13 protein-coding genes are annotated in these 18,576 nt (G+C 71.0%); 6 read left to right on the top strand and 7 right to left on the bottom strand.

Going from position 1 to position 18,576, the window contains the following annotated elements; all coding sequences use genetic code 11:
- Positions 1-100 precede the first annotated feature (100 nt).
- The 4 genes from CAP_RS04420 (at position 101) to CAP_RS04405 (ending at position 4,698) form a co-directional block, all read left to right on the top strand.
- The gene (locus CAP_RS04420) at positions 101-667 is read left to right on the top strand and encodes a TerB family tellurite resistance protein (protein ID WP_052374131.1); all 567 of its coding nucleotides are present in this window, start codon (positions 101-103) and stop codon (positions 665-667) included.
- 202 nt (positions 668-869) lie between these two features.
- A complete protein-coding gene (locus tag CAP_RS04415) occupies positions 870-2,066 on the top strand; it encodes a thiamine pyrophosphate-dependent dehydrogenase E1 component subunit alpha (RefSeq protein WP_044236304.1) in 1,197 nt (398 codons plus the stop codon).
- A 47-nt stretch (positions 2,067-2,113) separates the two neighbouring features.
- Complete coding sequence (locus tag CAP_RS04410) at positions 2,114-3,088, top strand: alpha-ketoacid dehydrogenase subunit beta (RefSeq protein ID WP_044236303.1); 975 nt, start codon at positions 2,114-2,116, stop codon at positions 3,086-3,088.
- Positions 3,088-4,698 (top strand): dihydrolipoamide acetyltransferase family protein, encoded by a 1,611-nt coding sequence (locus CAP_RS04405; protein WP_044236302.1) that lies wholly within the window; start codon positions 3,088-3,090, stop codon positions 4,696-4,698. The genes CAP_RS04410 and CAP_RS04405 overlap by 1 nt, the downstream gene beginning before the upstream one ends.
- 112 nt (positions 4,699-4,810) lie before the next feature.
- Here CAP_RS04405 and CAP_RS04400 read toward each other — a convergent pair whose 3' ends face one another.
- From CAP_RS04400 to CAP_RS04370, 7 genes are all read right to left on the bottom strand, one after another.
- Positions 4,811-6,427 carry a GAF domain-containing protein gene (locus CAP_RS04400; protein WP_044236301.1) on the bottom strand — a complete coding sequence of 539 codons (1,617 nt, stop codon included), beginning with the start codon at positions 6,425-6,427 and terminating at the stop codon, positions 4,811-4,813.
- The gene (locus tag CAP_RS51890) at positions 6,427-7,035 is read right to left on the bottom strand and encodes a biliverdin-producing heme oxygenase (RefSeq protein WP_044236300.1); all 609 of its coding nucleotides are present in this window, start codon (positions 7,033-7,035) and stop codon (positions 6,427-6,429) included. Before CAP_RS51890 ends, CAP_RS04400 begins: the two co-directional genes overlap by 1 nt.
- Before the next feature lie 145 nt (positions 7,036-7,180).
- Positions 7,181-8,674: a DNA-methyltransferase gene (locus CAP_RS04390; protein WP_052374130.1), complete on the bottom strand. Its 1,494-nt coding sequence runs from the start codon at positions 8,672-8,674 to the stop codon at positions 7,181-7,183.
- Positions 8,675-8,834: 160 nt separating this feature from the next.
- Positions 8,835-10,370 (bottom strand): serine/threonine-protein kinase, encoded by a 1,536-nt coding sequence (locus CAP_RS04385; RefSeq protein ID WP_197041002.1) that lies wholly within the window; start codon positions 10,368-10,370, stop codon positions 8,835-8,837.
- A 423-nt stretch (positions 10,371-10,793) separates the two neighbouring features.
- On the bottom strand, positions 10,794-11,927 hold the full coding sequence (locus CAP_RS04380; protein ID WP_197041001.1) for a TRM11 family methyltransferase: 1,134 nt from the start codon (positions 11,925-11,927) through the stop codon (positions 10,794-10,796).
- Between the two features lie 274 nt (positions 11,928-12,201).
- Positions 12,202-13,605 carry an RNA polymerase sigma factor RpoD/SigA gene (locus CAP_RS04375; RefSeq protein ID WP_081864552.1) on the bottom strand — a complete coding sequence of 468 codons (1,404 nt, stop codon included), beginning with the start codon at positions 13,603-13,605 and terminating at the stop codon, positions 12,202-12,204.
- Positions 13,606-13,953: 348 nt separating this feature from the next.
- On the bottom strand, positions 13,954-14,694 hold the full coding sequence (locus CAP_RS04370; RefSeq protein ID WP_044236296.1) for an SDR family oxidoreductase: 741 nt from the start codon (positions 14,692-14,694) through the stop codon (positions 13,954-13,956).
- A gap of 234 nt (positions 14,695-14,928) precedes the next feature.
- Between CAP_RS04370 and CAP_RS04365 the strand changes: the two genes are divergently transcribed.
- Positions 14,929-15,837 (top strand): LysR family transcriptional regulator, encoded by a 909-nt coding sequence (locus CAP_RS04365; protein WP_044236294.1) that lies wholly within the window; start codon positions 14,929-14,931, stop codon positions 15,835-15,837.
- A gap of 156 nt (positions 15,838-15,993) precedes the next feature.
- Positions 15,994-18,549 (top strand): DNA polymerase domain-containing protein, encoded by a 2,556-nt coding sequence (locus tag CAP_RS04360; RefSeq protein WP_044236293.1) that lies wholly within the window; start codon positions 15,994-15,996, stop codon positions 18,547-18,549.
- The last annotated feature ends 27 nt before the right edge of the window (positions 18,550-18,576 follow it).

Here is an 18,576-nt window from a genome sequence, read left to right as displayed (position 1 = left end):
GGCTCGGGGTGGCTTGACGCTGGGCCTGGCCTGGCCGACCTTGGAGGGCCCGGTGCCCCTCGGGTGAGCGCCAGCCGGCGCTCGACGGAGCCACGCGACCATGCGCATCCAGAGCCAGAGCCTCCTCGATCGCGTGGCCCGGCAGATCAGCCGCGCGCCCACGAGCGAGCCCGACGCGGCGTCGCTGCTCACGCGCATGGCGGGGGCGTACAGCGCGGATCCGGTGATCGACGAGGAGGAGGGGCTGGCGCGCTTCGACCCGGACGCGGCAGCGCTGTTCGAGGCGATCATCGAGGCGGCGTTCCTGGTGGCGAACGCGGACGGGCACTTCGATCTGGAGGAGCGGGCGGCGTTCCTGGCGATGGTGTCGAGCGCGTGCGGCGGGGCGGTGAAGGCGCCGCGCATCGACGCGCTCACCGCAGACTTCGCAGAGCAGCTCGAAGAGGACGGCGAGGAGAAGCGGGCGCAGATGATCGGGCGGACGGTGACGGCGCACCACCAGCAGATGGAGGTGATGCGCATGGCCGCGCTGATGGCGTACGCCTCGGGGGGCGTGAGCGAGGAGGAGCTGTCCACGCTCACGCAGCTCGCCTCGGGGATGGGGCTCGATCCGGAAAGCGTGGAGGCGGTGCTCGCGCAGGCCGCGAGGGCGCTGGACCTCGGTTGACATAAGGCGGGTGAGCTGACGCGGTGGCGCGCGGCGGCAGGTGGTGACACGCACAGCCCCGCGGATCGAGGGTTCTTGCCGCGCTGAGTCATGGGCCCACCATGGTAAGGAGCGGCGCCCGCGCACGGGGAACCTATGCGGTGCAAGGAACGGTGATCGGTCTGGTCTCGGGCAGCGCTCTTGGCTAGTGTCCGCCGGCCTTATGAGCACCGCCACGCACACCGAGTACAACAAGCCTTCTGCTGGAGGCTCCGCCCCGGCGTCGACCTACACGGGGCCCGGTCTCACGCCGCAGCATCTCAGCTCCGACGGCGTGATCCGCGTCCTGCGCGACGACGGCTCGCTCGATCCCTCGACAGACCCCGGGCTCAGCGCCGATGAGGTGATCGCTCTCTACAAAGCCATGATCCGCACCCGGCTGCTCGACGACCGCCTGGTCACGCTGCAGCGGCAGGGGCGCATCGGGTTCCACATCGGGGCGCTCGGCGAGGAAGCGGCGATCCTCGGGAGCACCGCGGGGATGCGTGACAAGGACTGGATCTTCCCCTGTTACCGCGAGTTCGCCGCGATGCTGTGGCGGGGGCTGCCGCTCCAGCGGTACATCGACAACATGTTCGGCAACGCAAACGATCCGGTGAGGGGTCGGCAGATGCCGGATCACTACACCTACCGCGAGGGGCGGTTCGGGTCGGTCAGCTCGCCGATCGGGACGCAGATCGTGCAGGCGACGGGGTTCGCTTGGGCCGCGAAGATGCGGAAGGAAGAGCTGGCCGTGCTGGTCTACTTCGGCGACGGGGCGACCAGCTCGTCGGACTTCCACAACGGGATGAACTTCGCGGGGGTGTTCAAGGCGCCCGTGGTGTTCCTGTGCCGGAACAACGGCTGGGCGATCAGCGTGCCCACCGAGCGGCAGACGGCGAGCGCGACGTTCGCGGAGAAGGGCGTGGCCTACGGCATCCCCGGGGTGCGCGTGGACGGGAACGACCTGTTCGCGGTGGTGAAGGCGACCCGGGAAGCGACCGCGCGCGCGGCGAGGGGCGAGGGGCCGACGATCATCGAGGCGCTCACCTACCGGATGAGCGGGCACTCGACGAGCGACGATCCGAAGGCCTACCGGCCCGACAACACGCTCGATGCCTGGAAGACGCTCGACCCGATCCAGCGGATGCGGCGCCACCTCACCCGCGAGCACGGGTGGACGGAGGCGCAGGACAAGCAGCTCGAGACGGAGTTCGACGCCGAGCTGCGGGCCTGCGTGGCCGTGGCGGAGAAGACGGCGGCGCCGCCGCTGGAGTCGATGTTCGAGGACGTGTTCGCGGAGCTTCCCTGGCACCTCAGGGAGCAGCGCGAGGAGCTCCTCAAGGGACCCCGGGCCAAGGGACACGGCGGCGGGCACTGAGCCATCGCCCCCAGGGATTTGCGTAGAAAGAGGATGGAGACGACAGCATGCCCCAGATGAACATGGTCCAGGCCATCAACGACGCGCTCCGCTTCGAGATGCGGCGCGACCCACGGGTCGTCGTTCTCGGCGAGGACGTCGGCAAGGTCGGCGGGGTGTTCCGCGTGACCCAGGGCTTGTTCGACGAGTTCGGTGACGATCGGGTCATCGATACGCCCCTGTCCGAGGGCGGGATCATCGGCACCGCCATCGGGATGGCGCTCTACGGCCTGGTGCCCGTGCCCGAGATCCAGTTCTCGGACTTCATCTTCCCGGCGTACGACCAGATCGTGTCGGAGCTGGCGAAGTTCCGCTACCGGTCGGGCGGCGAGTACCCGGCGAAGATCGTGATCCGTACGCCGGTCGGCGGCGGGATCCGCGGCGGCCACTACCACTCGCAGTCGCCCGAGTCGCAGTTCATCCACGTCGCCGGGCTGAAGGTGGTGTGCCCGTCGAACCCCGCGGACGCGAAGGGGCTGCTCCTCGCGTCGATCCGTGACCCGGATCCGGTGCTGTTCTTCGAGCCGAAGCGGATCTACCGCGCGGCGAAGGGCGAGGTGCCCGAGGGCGACGTGACGGTGCCGATCGGCAAGGCGCGCGTGGTGCGGTCCGGCAAGCACCTGACGCTGGTGGCGTGGGGAGCGATGCTCTACGAGGCGCTCGACGCGGCGAACCAGGCGGCGTCGCAGGGGATCGAGACCGAGGTCATCGACCTGCGCACGCTGTGGCCGCTCGACATCGACACCATCGTGGAGTCCGTGAAGAAGACCGGTCGGGTGGTGGTGGTGCACGAGGCGCCGAAGAGCTGCGGCTTCGGGGCGGAGATCGTGGCGCTGGTGAACGAGAAGGCGTTCCTCCACCTGGAGGCGCCCCCGCTCCGGATCACCGGGTTCGACACGCCGTTCCCCTACACGCTGGAGAACGAGTACCTCCCGCTGTCGCACCGCATCCTCCCCGGCATCGTCCAGACGGCGAGGTACTGATGAGCAAGTACGAGTTCAAGCTGCCCGACATCGGTGAGGGGGTCACCGAGGGCGAGATCGTCAACTGGCTGGTGTCCCCCGGTGACGTGGTCACCGAGGACCAGCCGATGGTCGAGGTGATGACCGACAAGGCGACGGTCACCATCACCTCGCCGAAGGCCGGGAAGATCGTCGAGACGCGCGGCAAGGCCGGGGAGGTGGTCCCGGTGCACGACGTGCTCGTGGTGTTCGATCTGTCCGGCGGCGCCGCGGCGTCCGCAGGAGAGGCGGCCGCGCACGCGCCCGAAGCTGCCGCGGCGCCCACCTCGGCGACAGCAGCCAGCGCGGCAGCCGGCGGCGACGCCAAGAAAGAGCCGGCGGCGACGGCGGTCGGGGACATCAAGGAAGACCTCCCGGGCATGAGCCTGATGGTGGTCGCCGATCCCACGGCCAGCGCAGCCCCTCAGGCGGCGCCGGCGGAGCGCGCGTACTTCAACGAGAAGCCGCTGGCGACGCCGGCGACGCGCAAGCTGGCGCGGGATCTCGGGGTCGACCTGCGGAACGTGCCGCCGAGCGGCGCGAGCGGGCGGGTGTCGAGCGACGACGTGCGCTCGTTCAAGGCCGGTGGCGCGCAGAAGGGCGCCGCAGGTGGTGCTGGGGCCTCGGGCGGTGCGGCGGTGGTGCCGGTCGCGGTGGCTCCGGGGACGGCGCCCGCCGCGGTGCCGCCGGTGGTGGCCGCGGTCGGTGCATCGGCACCGGCAGGCTCGGCGCCTCCGGGGACACCTGGCCCCGCCACGGCGCCTGCCGCGGCGAGCAGCGAGGGCCACGCGCCGGCTGCGTCGGGCGCGGCGAGCGCTGCGCCCGCGGCGGCACACGCGCAACCTGCGCGCGCGCCGGTGAAGATCCCGTCGTCCCGCGCGGGCGGCGAGGGTCAGGACGAGCGGATCCCGCTGCGAGGGGTGCGCAAGCGCATCTTCGAGCAGATGGGGCGCTCGAAGCAGACGGCGGCGCACTTCACCTTCGTGGAGGAGTGCGACGTGACGGCGCTGAAGGAGCTGCGCGCGCGGCTCCGGCCGGCGGCGGAGCAGAGCGGGGTCAAGCTGACCTTCCTGCCCTTCATCGCCAAGGCGGTGGTGGCGGCGCTGAAGCGGCACCCGACGCTGAACAGCGCGTTCGACGAGAGCACCCAGGAGATCGTGGTCCGCAAGGCCATCCACCTGGGCATCGCCTCGGCGACGAAGGCTGGGCTCATCGTGCCGGTGGTGCGCGACGCGGATCGCAAGAGCATCCTCGACATCGCGCGCGACATCGGGCGGCTCGGCGAGGACACCAAGGCCGGCAAGGTGAAGGCGGAGGATCTCGGTGGGTCGACGTTCACCATCACCTCGCTCGGGCAGCAGGGTGGGCTCTTCGCGACGCCGATCCTGAACTTCCCCGAAGTGGGCATCCTCGGCGTGCACCAGATGAAGCAGAAGCCGGTGGTGCGCGACGGGCAGATCGTGATCGGCGACGTGATGCTGCTGTCGCTGTCGTTCGATCACCGCATCATCGACGGGCACATCGGCGCGGCGTTCGCCTACGAGGTCATCGGCTACCTGCAGGATCCGGACAAGCTGTTCCTGGAGACCTGAGCTTCCCCTCAGCCTCGTGATCCCGCGCCGCGCGGGCCAGCGGGAGGCCCCTTCCTTCGGGGAGGTCCTCGCGCTGGCGCCGCGCGGTCGTCGTTTCGGGGTGGTACAGTGCTCAGCCGCGGTAGAGGGCGCGGCGCAGGCCCCGGGCGGCGTCGATGTCGACCTGGCGGAAAGGGGCCGACTGGCCGCGTACGGTCTGCTTCCACATGTCGAAGGACTGGCGCGGGCTGATGCGCACGCCGTCGGGGCTGCGCTTCGCCAGGGCGCTCGGGTCGCCAGCCCAGGAGATGGTCTGCACCAGCTCGGGGCGAAACCAGAGGACGCAGTGGTCGGCGGTGTCGTCGAGGAGGATGGCGAGGACGCCCGCGGCGACGTGCTGGAGGGACGCGGCAGGGGGCCACACGGCCGAGAGGGCGTGGGTGGCGTAGAAGGCGGCGATACCGGAGGCGTTCGCGGGGTCGGGACGGGGCTCGGCGGCGATGAAGCGGGCGAGGGCGCGGATCTCGGGCTCCTCGGGGGTGTCTCCGAAGCGCTGGCAGACGTCGCCGCAGATCACCGCGACGCCGCCGCACGGGAGGAGCGCGGTGGGATCGGGCTCGCCAGGATCGAGCGTGGGGAGGCGGCCCTCGGGGGTGAAGCGGGGGATGAGGGCGGCGTGCGCGGCATGCATGCGGGCGCGCTCCTCGGCGTCGTCGCGGCTCTCCTGCTCGGTGATCTGGGAGGAGACCATGGAGGCGACGAAGCTGCAGGCGGCGCGGGTCTCGTAGGGGAGGGCCCAGGGGGCGCGGTGGTGGCAGGCGATGAGGCCCCAGAGCGTGTCGCCGCGGACGATGGCCAGGGACATGGAGCCGCGGACGTCCATGTTGGCGAGGTACTCGACATGCAAGGCGGAGACGCCGCGGAGGTGGGCGTAGCTCAGGTCGAGGAACTCGCCGGTGCGGGGGTCGCGCTCGGGGACGAGGGGCGAAGGGGCGTAGCGGCCGTCGACGATGAGGCGGACGGGGCTCCTGGCGTAGAGGGCGCGGGCCTGGCGGGGGACGTCGCTCGCAGGGAAGCGCTGGCCGAGGTAGGTGGGCATCTCGGGGATGCGCGCTTCGGCGAGGACCTCGCCGCTGCCGTCTTCGAGGAAGCGGTAGAGGAGCACGCGGTCGTGACGAGAGAGGGCGCGGATCTCCTCGACGACGCGCTGGCAGAAGCTCGGGAGCGAGGGTTCGTCGCGGAGCTGAGGAAGGGCGCGGCGAAGGAGGGGGTAGAAGTCGGGAGGGCGTCGGCCAGCAGGGGTGAAGGGCTCGATTTCGAGGACGAGGACGTCGCCGCTCGGGTGGCAGAGAATGTCGTAAGGTCCGCCGCCCGCGATGGTGAGCAGGGCGTGGACGTGGGTGTCGGCCGGGGCTCTGGAGGCGAGGCGCTCGCGCAGGCGGCCGAGGGCGGAGGCGTCGAGGAGGGCGGCGAGGCCCTCGCGGAGGAGGCGCGCAGGAGGGAGGCCGAAGTGGGCCTCGACGCTGGCACTGACCTGGAGGACGGCGAAGTTGCCAGGGTCGAGGGCGAGGAGGACGCCGTGCGGCTGGATGTGGGGGATGAGGTGGATGGCCTCGCGCTCGCAGGCGGAGATGTCGATGGTGCTGGCGGCGTCGACGGGGAGGTCGACGCGGGGAGAAGCGCTGGCGGAAGCGCCGGGAGAAACGTCGGAGGAAGCGTCGGGAGAAGCGCCGGGAGGAGGCGCGGGCATCACGCCTCGGCGGTCGCGATCCAGCGCTCCAGGGTGGTGAAGGTGTCCTCGGCGCCGCGGACGACGAGGGCGGCGTCGGCGCGGGAGGCGTAGGCGGCGAGGGCCTCGCCATAGCGGACCCACATGGGGCCGGTGTCGGCGCCGTAGCCGGCGAGGAACGCGGCGCCCGAGCCCTCGTCGACGCCGAGGTTCTTGACGGTGCGGAGCAGGACGCGGGAGCCGAGGGTGGAGCCTTCGAGGACGTAGAGACAGCCGATCATGCGGTCGGGCGAGGAGAGGTCGGGGAGATCGCTGCACACGGGGAGGGCAGCGAGGCGGGCCTCGTCGAGGCCGAGGGCGAGGAGGTCGCGGTGGAGGAGGTGGCTCTTCTTGCGCTCATCGATGCCGAAGTGCTCGACGAAGCTCGGGGGAGCGCTGGCGAGGGCGGCCTCGATGGGGGGGTAGTAGCCAGCGATGCGCGCGAGGTAGGCGGTGTACGCGGTGAGGGTCAGGTCAGGGCGCAGGAGCGGGACGACGCCCTCGATGCGGTCGTGAAGCTCGCGGGTGCCGCTGCGCAGCCGTTCGAGGAGGGGGTTCTTCCTGGCCGCTTCGCTGGTGTGCTCTTGCATGATGCCTGGAGTACAAATCAGCCAGGATCGGGGATCCGTCAAGGCGGAGCGGCGTGGGAGGAGGCGTTCAGCCACGCAGCGCGGGGCGTTCAGCCACGCAGCGCGGGGCGTTTCGTCACGGGGTGAGGCAGGGAGGGGCGTCCTGTCACACGGCGCGACGTGCGGGGCGCGCGGGAGCAGGTCGGGTCCGGGCGAGGGGCGGCCGGGAGGGCATGTCGACGCGGGCGCCCGCGAGGATCTCGGCGACGGTGAGGATGCGGAGGCGGGGCTCGGGTCCGGTGAGGCCAGGGAAGGAACCAGCGGCGTCCACGTGCGCGAGGGCGTCTCGACCGGGCGCGTGGAGCGCGAGGATGACGCCGCGCTCGGCTTGCTCGCGGTCCACCGCGGCAGCGAGGGCGCGGACGCGCTCGGGGGTGGGGGCGCCAGGATCGACAGCGAGGAGCGTCTGGTGGGGCGCGGCGCAGCGGGAGAGGGCGGGAGAGGAGGCGCGGGATGCGGGGGCGCTGGAGAGGAGGCGGCCGTCGACGGCAGGGTCGGGGGTGAGGGCGCGATCGACGGGGCGCGCGCCGACACGGCCGAGGAGCCAGTAGGTGAGCTGGCGCGGGTCGCGGGCGGCAAGGGCACAGGCTTCGTCGAGGGTGCGGGGCTCGCCATGCAGCGTGTACGCGAGCTCGGGGCCGAAGGCGGCGGCGAGGCGGTGCTTGACGAGGCCGAGGGCGAGGTGGCTGACGTCGATGCCGATCCAGCGGCGGCCGAGGCGCTGGGCGACGGCGAGGGTGGTGCCGGAGCCGCAGAAGGGGTCGAGGATGACGTCGCCCTCGTCGCTGCTGGCGAGCAGGACGCGCTCGAGCAGGGCCTCGGGCTTCTGGGTGGGGTAGCCGAGGCGCTCGCGGCCGATGGCGGCGATGACGCCGATCTCCCAGACGTCGGAGAGAGGCGGTCCCTGGGTCTCGGTGTCCTCGGTGCCCGGCTTGCGGTGGCCGCCGGAGAAGTCGGCGCGCTGCTTGCGGGTGCCGAAGGTCTTGAGGGTGGAGTCGGCGAGCTTCTCGTAGCCGTAGAGGGTGCGGAACTTGTGCTCGCCGGAGGGGGAGCGGGCATAGACGAGGAGCACGTCGTGCATGCGCTGGAAGTGGCGGGCCGTCGCCGGCCAGCGGCGGTAGCGCCAGACGACTTCGTTGCGGAAGCAGGCGGGGCCGAAGATCGCGTCGAGGAGGACCTTGAGGTAGTGGCTCGCGGAGGGATCGCAGTGGAGGTAGAGCGATCCGGTCGGCTTGAGGGCGCGGTGCAGCGCGGCGAGGCGCGGGGCCATCATGCAGAGGTAGGCCATGAGGTCGGTGTCGCCAGTGAGGCCACGCAAGGCGCGCACGGCGCCCGCGGCAGGGCCCCCCGCCTGGAGGACGTCCTGGTAGGCCGCCTCGGCGTCGGGGCCCCAGCGCCAGGTGTCCTCGAAGGCATGGACGGGGCGGGCGCCGGTCTTGCGGTTGCGGAGGGCGGCGGAGACGCCGTAACTCCTGCCGCTCTGGAAGGGAGGGTCCAGGTAGACGAGGTCGACGGACGCCTCCGGGATGGCGTGGCGGAGGACGTGGAGGTTGTCGCCGCAGTGCAGGGCCGATCCGGGGCCAGCGGCTTCGCGCAGCATGGGTGGATCCTGGTCCAGAGTGGTGGATCCGGCCCAGTTCCTGGGCACTCGGAGGCAGGAGGCGCGCGAAGCACCGGACCTGGGGAGGTCTCAGGCACGCGGCCAGGGACGTCGACCGCTTCCGGAAGCGACGGGTGTCACGCCCGAAGCGGCACGACGCTCAAACCGAGGGCTGGGCCGTCCACTCGCCGCGCAGCTCGATGAGACCGCCAGGGGTGGTGACGAGGTTGAACCGCTCGGCGTTGATCAGGTCAGCGCCCTCCTCGTCGAGGATGATGCCCTGCATGCCGGAGCGCATGCCGCGATCGAGGAGGCGCGCGGCGAGGTCGATGGCGGCGGTGCTGAGCCACTCGCCAGGGCGGCTCGGAGGGACGAGGGTCAGCGCGGCAGCGCGGCCCTGCATGGCGCCCCGGACCGCGATGCCGCAGCGGGCGGCGCGCTCGCCGCCTTGAGACTGCATGCGCGCGCGGCGGAGCATGCCGAGGATCATGCCGTGGCGCCGCTGCTCGTGGGCAGGGTCGTCCTCGGAGGAGGCTGAGGCGAGGACGCCGACGTCCTGGGACGAGGGGGTGGTGCCGCCGCGCTCGTGCTCGATGCGGACAAGGACAGAGCCGTCGTGAAGCCGCTGCGCGTTCGCCTGGAAGGCACCCACGGCCTGCGCCACGCGCTCGGGGACTGCCGGCGCTCCGGCAGCGTCTCCGTTGCCCATGACGAGGACCAGCCAGATGAGCTTGGGGAGGGTGGACGGCGCGCCCGCAGCGGTGAGGGCGTCGCCGAGATAGCCCCAGGATTCGACGCTGCTCGGCGGGGTGAGGGTCGGGGGGCCAGAGCTGTCGATGGGATCTTGCAGGATGCGGATGCGCTTGCGGAGCTCGGCGCCGTTCGCGGGGCGGGCTTCGCGGGGCTTGGACAGCATCTGGCCGACCAGCGCGTCGACAGGGGTGGGAATGTCACCGAGGAGCCGGCGCACGGAGGGAGGGCTCGCGAGCACCACCTTGGCGGCGACCGCGAGGGCGTAGGCGCCGTCGAAGGCAGGGCGGCCAGCGAGGCACTCGTAGAGGACGCTGCCGAGCGAGAAGACGTCGGTGCGGGCGTCGATGTTCGGGTCCCCCTGCGCCTGCTCGGGGGCGAGGTAGAGCGGGCCGCCCGGGGCGAGGCCGTTGCCGGCGAGGACGGGGGGCGCCAGGCGACGGCTGCTGCCGAGATCAAGGAGCTTGGCCGAGGCGACGTCGCCGCCCGGCAGGAAGATGTTGGTGGGAGACACGGCGCCGTGCACGAGCCCGCGGGTGTGCGCGTCGTCGAGCGCGTCGGCGATGCGCTCGACGAGCAGCAGTGCCTCGGAGATCTTGAGCGCACTCCGCGAGAGCCGCGCGCGCAGGTCGACGCCGTCGAGCCACTCGGTGACCACGTACCCACGTCCATCGTCGGTCACGCCATGGGTGACGTAGCGCGTGAGCGCAGGGTGTTCGAGGGCGGACCGCTCGGACATGTCGCGTTCGAAGCGGGCACGCACGTCGGGGCTCACATCGGAGAGCACCTTGACGGCGACCGGCTCGCCGTTCAGGCGATCCTTCGCGCGCCACACCGCGGGCGACGCCGCGCCCATGAGCGAGGCCAGCACGCCGGCACCGCCCTGCAGCGGAGAACCGAGGCGCTCGAGCTCGAAGCGGTCAGCGAGGACATCTCCTGGTTTCATCGCGTCCGGCATCGACGGTCAGGCAGCGTGGATCCAGGAATGACAGTACACCTTTCGCACGGCGCGTCAGTGTAGCTCCCTCAGGGTCGCCTCGTCGCCCCCGAAGCGCGCGGAGGCGTCGCGAAGGTGTCCAGAGCCCGGTTTGGGTGGGGTCGCGGGGGTGGGCTGAGGCACGCCGTTCATGGGGACATCCTTATTTACGCCGGGTCGGCGGCGGCGCCTAGGTGGTGCGTGCCCCAAATCAGGGACCTGCCCAGAGCGCCGCTCCCCGACCCGGGGGGGGCGGACGGCTGGCTCCTGCACGGAAGCGCCGCGTCGCCGCGCACTGCCCGACCCCGTGGCGCAATTCGCAACATCCGCGCGGCGTACGCGGCACCCAGGGCGCTCCGCGGGCCGTGCGTTGCGGAGCGTCTTCCTCGACGGTCAGGCTGGTTTGCGTGCGGAGACCACGTATTCGTACAGCTCCCGCTTGGAGGTGCGCTTGCGGATGGCGCGCACCTCGACCTCGGTGAGCCCCGCGGCCTCGAAGATGGAGGCGAAGATGTACTCCACGGGGACCAGCACGTCGTAGAACTTCGAGTTCCCGACGATGTAGTGCGCCCTGCCGCCACGCCTCAGCACCGCCGTGAGCGACGCGGCGTGGAGCACCATGTCGTGGAAGTACTTGTGGACGTAGCGCGACAGGAGCGGGCTACGCGCGGCGATGCGCTCGATCAGCAGGTCGAACTCCGGGTAAGGAATCGATGTCTCCGCCTCGGGCGTCCACTTTCCCACGTTGCTGGTGGCGCACCCCCAGGTGCCGCCAATGGCCTGCCAGTCGAGCTCCCCGGCGGCGCGGCCATCGCGCAGGTACCCTAACCAGAACATGTAGGGGCGCAGCTCTCGGATGTAGCTCATCCGGTTGGGATAAGGCGGCGAGGTGATCACCAGATCGTAGCGGTCATCAGGGAGCTTCTGCCGCAGGTTGCGGGCGTCGCAGAGCACGGAGACGGGAGGCATGAGGATCGGCGACGCCGCCCCCTGCGCCACGCTCTCGACGGCCCTCTCCCAGGCGGTCACGATCGCCTCGACAGCGGCCGCGGGCTCCGCCGCGAGGGCGGTGCCACGGCCGCGGGCGAAGGACATGGACTGGTGGCCGAAGCTCACCTGGGCGCGCTCGATGAGCGTCCGGCAGAAGGCGACCACCAGGAGATCGCTCACGGCGCGCCCTGCTTCAGGCGTGAGGGCGCGGATCGCGGCGAGCCCACGCCCGAGCGCCTGCAAGGTGAACTCGTCCCACCACCGCTCGATGCGGTGGATGGTCGGTGTCCAGGCAAGGGACGCCGCGCGGTCGCCGAGCGCGCGCGCCACGTGCTCCGCGAACCGCGGGACGGCCGCGATCTCTGCCGCCGTGTACACGCGCGCCTTGGCCTCGCAGAGCCACAGCAGGAAGGGGTTGATGTCCGTGGTCTCGGCGCGGATGCCGCGCTCTGCACAGACGAGCGCCGTGGTCCCCGTCCCGCAGAAGGGGTCGAGCACGACCGCATCAGGGGGCGCCTCGGCGAGCAGCTCGCTCACGAGGTGCACCGAGTACGCGGGGGTCAAGCGCAGCCAGCCGTGGCGGGTGCCGCGCAGGTTGGCTTTGAAGGTGAGGTGTTCAGAACGCCGTACGGCGCTTGGTGGTCGCATGAGCAGATCGCGAAAGCTAGAACGCGCTCAGTGCATCTGCCACGCGCGGAGGTGCACAAAGTGACAGTACTGCACCGACTGTCGCGGTTCTTTTCACGATGTTCACGATAGGGCAGGCGAGGGCAGTTGGCAGGAGAGCGCGGCCTGGGCTCGTCCGGTACGCTCAGCTTTCCAGGTAGGAGGCGAGATGTCTGTCGCGCGAGCGCGACCTGAGCTTCTCGAGCGCCTTGGACTCGATCTGCCGGATGCGCTCACGGCTCAGCGAGAACGAGCGCCCGATCTCCTCGAGCGTATGGTCGGCCTCGCCATCCAGCCCGTAGCGGAGGCGCAGCACCTCGCGCTCCCGGGGCGTCAGGCCATCGAGCAGATCGCGGGTCTGCTCCATCATGCGCCGCATCGTGAGCGCCTCGTCCGGGGTCGCGCCGTCGCTGGCGAGGAAGTCGCCGTAGCGGGCGTCTCCCTCCTCGTCGATCGGGGCGTCCAGGCTGATGGGCTCCATGGACAGGTCGCGGACGGCCTTGACCTTGGCGAGCGGCAGCCCGCTGTGCTCCGCGATCTCCTCGGGCGAGGGCTCACGGGCATTCTCCTGCGAGAGGGCCTTGCGCGAGCGCAGCACCTTGCGACGGCTGTCGGCGAGGTGCACGGGCATCTTCACGATGCGGCCCTGATAAAGGAGCGCGCGCTCGATGGCCTGCTTGATCCACCACCCGGCGTAGGTGCTGAAGCGGTAGCCGCGGCGGTAGTCGAACTTGTCGGCCGCGCGCATCAGGCCCAGGTTGCCCTCCTGCACGAGATCGAGCAGCGGCACGCCCCGACGCTGGTAGTGACGGGCGGTGGCCATCACCAAGCGCAGGTTCGCCTGCACGAGCTCCGCCTTGGCCCTGGCGGTCTGGGCGCGGGCGCGGCGCAGCGCGGACAGCGTGGCCCGTGCACCGCTCGCCTCGGCGCCCCCCGCCTCCACCGCTTCCCGGAGCGCGTTGTCGATGCGCTCGCCCACCGAAGGATCGAGCCTGACCTCGCACAGGCCCGCGGCCAGGTCGGAGAGCGCGCTGGGCACGATGGGGCCCGACACCTTGCTCAGGGAACGCGCGAGCTGGAGGAGCTGCGCGAGCCGCACCGGGATCGCCTGGCTGGCGGGATCGTCCGCGTCGGGGTTCAGCAGCAGGTCCTGGATGGTCACGCTGCCGACCTGCACGTCCTCCGCCATCTCGCCGAACACGCGCAGGGCCACAGGAGAGTAGACCCACGCATCGAGCGCTGCCCTCTCGCCGGCCTCGATGCGGCGCCCCAGCTCGACCTCACCATCGCGCGTCAAGGGCTGGCTGCCTGAGAGCTCCGCGAGATACAGGTCCGTCGCATCGCGCGACGCGAAGTCTGCGTCGAGGTCCCGCGCGCGGGCAGGGCGCACCCGCGAGGCAGGAGGAGCGCTGAGGGAGTCGCTGGTCTGCGCGGGCGTAGCGTCGAGGTTCGCTTGCTCCTGCGCCGGGCGCAGCACGATGCGGCGCCGCGGGAGGGCGGGCAATTCGGGGTCGTTCTTCTGGGGCTCGCCCGGATGGAGCGAGTTCATCGACTTGGTCTTCAAGGCAACATGTGGAGCGCTGTGTCTGCGGGGCGCGGGCTGAACACAGCAGATCGAGGAACCTGATGCGCCTGAGAAAGAGGGTAGTTCAACCACATACCCTCTGTAAGTGGCAAGAAAGAAGTCCGTCCCAGGGCGACGACGAAGATGTCCTTCGCCTCGGCTTTCAGAGCCTCTTTCGCACCCAAGGTGGGTCCGCTCTCTGTCCTACGCAAGCGCACTGAACCGTGTGTTCAGCCCCTCGACCAGGCGCTCCCGGCGGACACCGCGGTCCTCTCTCCGCTCACCCGCTCGGGTTGCGCTGCTGGGTCGCGGCGTTCGCACTTCCCGACTTGCTCAGTAGCCCTGGGCGGTCGGACGCACGACGATCTCGTTCACATCGACGTCGTCTGGCTGCTCGACGGCAAAGACAATCGCCCGTGCGATCGCGGCAGCGGGGAGGAGGTCCTGCCGGTAGTCCTTGATGACTTTTTCCTTCATTCCCGGGTCGGAGATGCTCTCTGCAAGCTCGGACTCGACGGCTCCAGGCGTGATGATGGTGACCCGGATGTCGCGCCCCACTTCCTGGCGCAGCCCCTCCGAGATGGCCCGCACTGCGAACTTCGACGCGCAGTAGACGGCGGCGGTGGGGACGACGGCGAGCCCGCCGACAGAGGCGAGGTTGATGAACTGCCCCGACCCCTGCTTCTTCATCACGGGCAATGCCGCCGAGATCCCGTAGAGGATGCCTTTGATGTTGACGTCGATCGTGCGATCCCACTCGTCCACCTTGTCCTGCTCAAGGAACGAGAGGGGCATGATCCCGGCGTTGTTGATGAGCACATCGAGACGCCCGGCACGCTCCACGGCGAAGCGGACGAAGGCCATGGCGTCGTCGCGCTTCGTGACGTCGAGCGGGTGATGATCCGCCTTGCCACCTTTGCTCCGGATCTCGGCCACGATCGTCTCGAGCCTGTCGGTGCGACGGGCGCCGAGGATGACGTGCGCGCCTTTCTCGGCCAGGAGCCTGGCAGCCGCCTCGCCGATGCCGCTGCTCGCTCCGGTGATTGCAATGCGCTTTCCCTGAATGCCGCTCATGTGATTCCTCCTCGTATCGTGCATTGGTGATGGGCGCGGAGACGCGAGGCCGTCATTGCAGCCGCGCGCCAACGGGAAGGCGCCTCGAATGCCTTCTCTGGTCGCGTCACGTCGCGCGGGCCCTTGCCTCGGCCTCCCGGCAGCGCGAGCAGGAGCCCACCTGCGCTGCACTCTAGGACCTTGACCGACCCTCGCGCCACCGCCTAGGAGTCAGTCTTACCGTGACGGAGAGTCATGCCGACGTTTGATCCCCGCCTGCTGAACGGGATCGGGGTCCTGGTGGCCGTCGTGGAAGCCGGCAACTTCGTGCGCGCCGCAGAGGCCCTCAGCATGACCCAGTCGGGGGTGAGCCGCGCGGTGGCACGCATGGAACAGCGGCTCGGCGTGCGCCTCTTCCACCGCACGGCGCGGGCCGTGAGCCTCACGGAGGAGGGGCGCCGGTTCTACGAGGATGTCGCGCCGCTCCTCGCCGGCATGGAGGATGCCGCCACGCGCGCGTCGAGGTCCTCGGCCGCCGTGCGGGGACGGCTGAGCGTGAACGTCGATGCGTCGTTCGGCCACTACATCGTCTCCCAGCGCATCGGCGGGTTCCTCGAAGCGCACCCCGAGCTGTCCCTGGACCTCCTGGTGCGCGATCGGATGGGGGACCTAGACGCCGACGGGATCGACGTGGCGGTGCGGTTCGGTGAGCCAGAGCCGTCGAGCCTCACCTGTCGCCTGCTGCTGCAGTCGCGCGTCTTGACCTGCGCTTCTCCCGAGTACATCGCCAAACGTGGTGCCCCCAGGCACCCCCGGGATCTCGTCGACGACGGCCACGAGTGCCTCCTGATCCGCGATCCTGCGACCGGGCGTCATTTCGCGTGGGAGTTCCACCGCGGCGACGAGGTGGTGCCGGTGACGGTGTCAGGGCGGCTCATGGTCAACGATTCGACCAGCCTGATCGGGGCCTGCCTGGGGGGATGCGGCATCGCCCAGCCGCTCGAATCCTTCGTGCGGGAGATGCTCGCCGACGGCCGGCTCGTGCAGCTCTTGCCGGACTGGGCTGAGGAGACGTTTCCGCTCTATGCGTACCACCGCTCTCGCAACCTGCCCTCGGCCAAGGTGCGGGCGTTCCTGGACTACGTCGTGGCGTTGACGCGGTGACGATGCGGGAGCGGTCGGGGTGGCGAACGACGCGACGAGGCGACCAGAAACCTGACATGCTGGTGACAGGTGCCAGGGTCAGAGTCGCGGACGGCGCACCGTCGCGACGGTACAGGACGGCTGCGGTGGTATGTGAGACATGGGGACGTGAGCACGATGGAGGACGAGTGGCTCTGGGGCTGGGATCCCACGCCGGGCATCGTGTCGGTGTGGGCCGAGCCCGACGGGCGTGCCTTCATCTGGCGACGTCTCCCGGATACGGGCGCGCTGGTCCGTGAAGACGTCCGGTTCCGGCCCTGGCTGCTCCTCGCCTCGCTCGAGGACCTCGCGCACCTCGGCGGGAGGCTGAGGCCGGAGCGGGATGGGCCGGCGCCTCACCGGGTGACGTACGAGGAGCTGGAAGGCCCGGGCGCACTCCGGTTCCTGGTGCGTGCCGACGACGGCCGCGCCCTCTCCACGGCCGTGCTCCAGGGAGCGTCGAGGCGCCTCGGCCGGACCCAGAACCACCTGCGCGACCTGCCCGCGGAGGCCGTGCTCGTCATGCCGCCGGAGGAGCAGTACCTCATCGCCTCGGGCCGCACGTACTTCCGCGGCCTCGGGTTCGATGCCTTGCACCGGCTGCAGTTCGATCTGGAGACCACCGGCCTCGATCCCGATCGCGATCGCATCTTCCTCGTCGCGCTGCGGGCTCCCGACGGCCACACGGAGGTCCTGGAGATCCAGGGCAAAGACGGTGACGACGACGTGGAGGCCGACCTCCTCCAGCGCCTCGTCGACAGGATCCGGGCCCTGGATCCGGACGTCATCGAGAACCACAACCTGCACGGCTTCGACCTCCCCTTCCTGGCGCGCCGCGCCCAGCGACTTGGTGTCCCGCTCGCCCTGGGCCGCGCTGGCGCTCCCGGGCTCAGGCAGCGCCCTTCCGCGCGGGGAGCCTCGCTCGGGGACACCGGGAATGCGTCGCCCGGTGCGCGCGGTGCACCTGGTACGCGCGAAGCGCCCGGGCAGGAAGGGGCATGGCGTTCGCCCGACCGGCAGCGCCGCAGCCGCTACACCGTGCCGGGGCGCGAGCTGATCGACACCATGGACGCGGTGATGCGCCACGATTTCTCGGCGCGTGACCTGCCTGGCCATGGCCTCAAGGCCGTGGCGCGGCACTTCGGGCTGGCCGGGCCGGATCGCGAGCTGATCACGGGCGCCCGCGTCCACCAGGTCTTTCGCACCGATCCGGAACGCGTGCGCCGCTACGCCTGCGACGACGTCAAGGAAGCCGCGGGCCTCGCCCACCTCCTCGGTGGCGCGGCCTTCGCGCTCGCCCGCATGGCTCCGCGCCGTTACGAGCGACTCGCCGACGCGGGACCGGCGACCGGCGTGCTCGACCCGCTCCTCGTGCGCGCCTACCTCCGCGCCGGGGCCGCCCTGCCCGCGCACGAGCCTGGCGATGGCACCTCCCACAGCGGCGCGGCTCTCCACCTCTTCGCGACAGGCGTGGCGCGGAGGGTGGTCAAGGCGGACGTGGCGAGCCTCTACCCCTCGCTCATGCGCCAGTACCGGATCGGGCCGAAGCGGGACCGGCTCGGCGCGCTCCTCGCCCTCGTCGAGCGCCTCGTCGACCAGCGCCTCGCTGCCAAAAGCAGGGCTCGGGCCGCGCCACCTGGCTCACCCGAGCGGCACACGAACGAGGCCCTCTCCGCCGCGATGAAGATCGTCGTCAACTCCGCCTACGGCTACCTGGGCGCCGTCGGCCTCACCCGCTTCTCCGACGTGCACGCAGCAAACGAGGTCACCCGGCGCGGGCGCGAGGTCCTCGGCCTCCTCTGCCGCGAGCTCGCCGCCCGCGGCGTCACCTTGCTCGAAGCCGACACCGACGGTGTGTACTTCGCGGTACCCGAGGGCTGGGGCGAGCCCGACGAGCGGCGCGTGGTCGCCGAGGTGGGGGCGCTCCTGCCCTCGCGCGTGCAGCTCGAGTTCGAGGGACGCTACGCCGCCATGCTCTCGCACGAGCCCAAGAACTACGCCTTGCAGCCGTACGAGGGCCCGCTGGTGCTGCGCGGTGTCGCCTTTCGATCGAGCCGCGCCGAGCCCTTCGGCGAGGACTTCCTGCGCCGTGCGCTGCGCTGCCTCCTCGCCGGGGACATTCCCGGTGTGCGCGAAGCCTACGTCGCCTCCGTGACGGCACTGCGCCGCCGGGAAATCCCGACCCGGGACGTCACGGCCCGGGTCAGGCTGACCAAACCCTCCGCGCAGTACCTGGCCACCCGGGCGCGGCGCCGCGAGCTGCCCTACGAGGCGGTGCTCGCGAGCGGGCGCACCCGCTGGGAGATCGGCGAGCGGGTACGCGTGTACCGCGCCACGGGGGGACGCGCTGGCCTCCTGCCCGACCCGGAGGCCGCAGAGGGCGAGCCCGAGTCCGCGGTCGGTGCGTCCACTTCCGCCAGCGCACGCGCTGCCTGTGACCCGCGGGACTACGACGTGGACTATTACGCCCGCCTCCTCCGCGAGACCTTCGCCGCACGCCTCGCACGCGCCCTGGCTCCCGAGGATTTCATCGCCGTCTTCGACGATCCCGAGCAGCCGTCCCTCTTCGCCCCCTCGCTGGCTCATGCCCGGCCGATCCTCACCATCGTCCAGGAGCCGCAGCAGGCCGAGATTGCCGTGCCGGCCGAGACCAGCCCCAGTGTTCAAGGAGCAGGATCACCGACCGGCCTCTGAGGCATCCCGAGGCCTCGTGACCGCCAC

This window comes from Chondromyces apiculatus DSM 436, assembly GCF_000601485.1.
In the GTDB taxonomy this organism is placed as follows: Bacteria; Myxococcota_A; Polyangia; order Polyangiales; family Polyangiaceae; genus Chondromyces; species Chondromyces apiculatus.
Note: the sequence above shows the minus strand (reverse complement) of the source record. Positions and strands in the feature narration are given on the sequence as shown.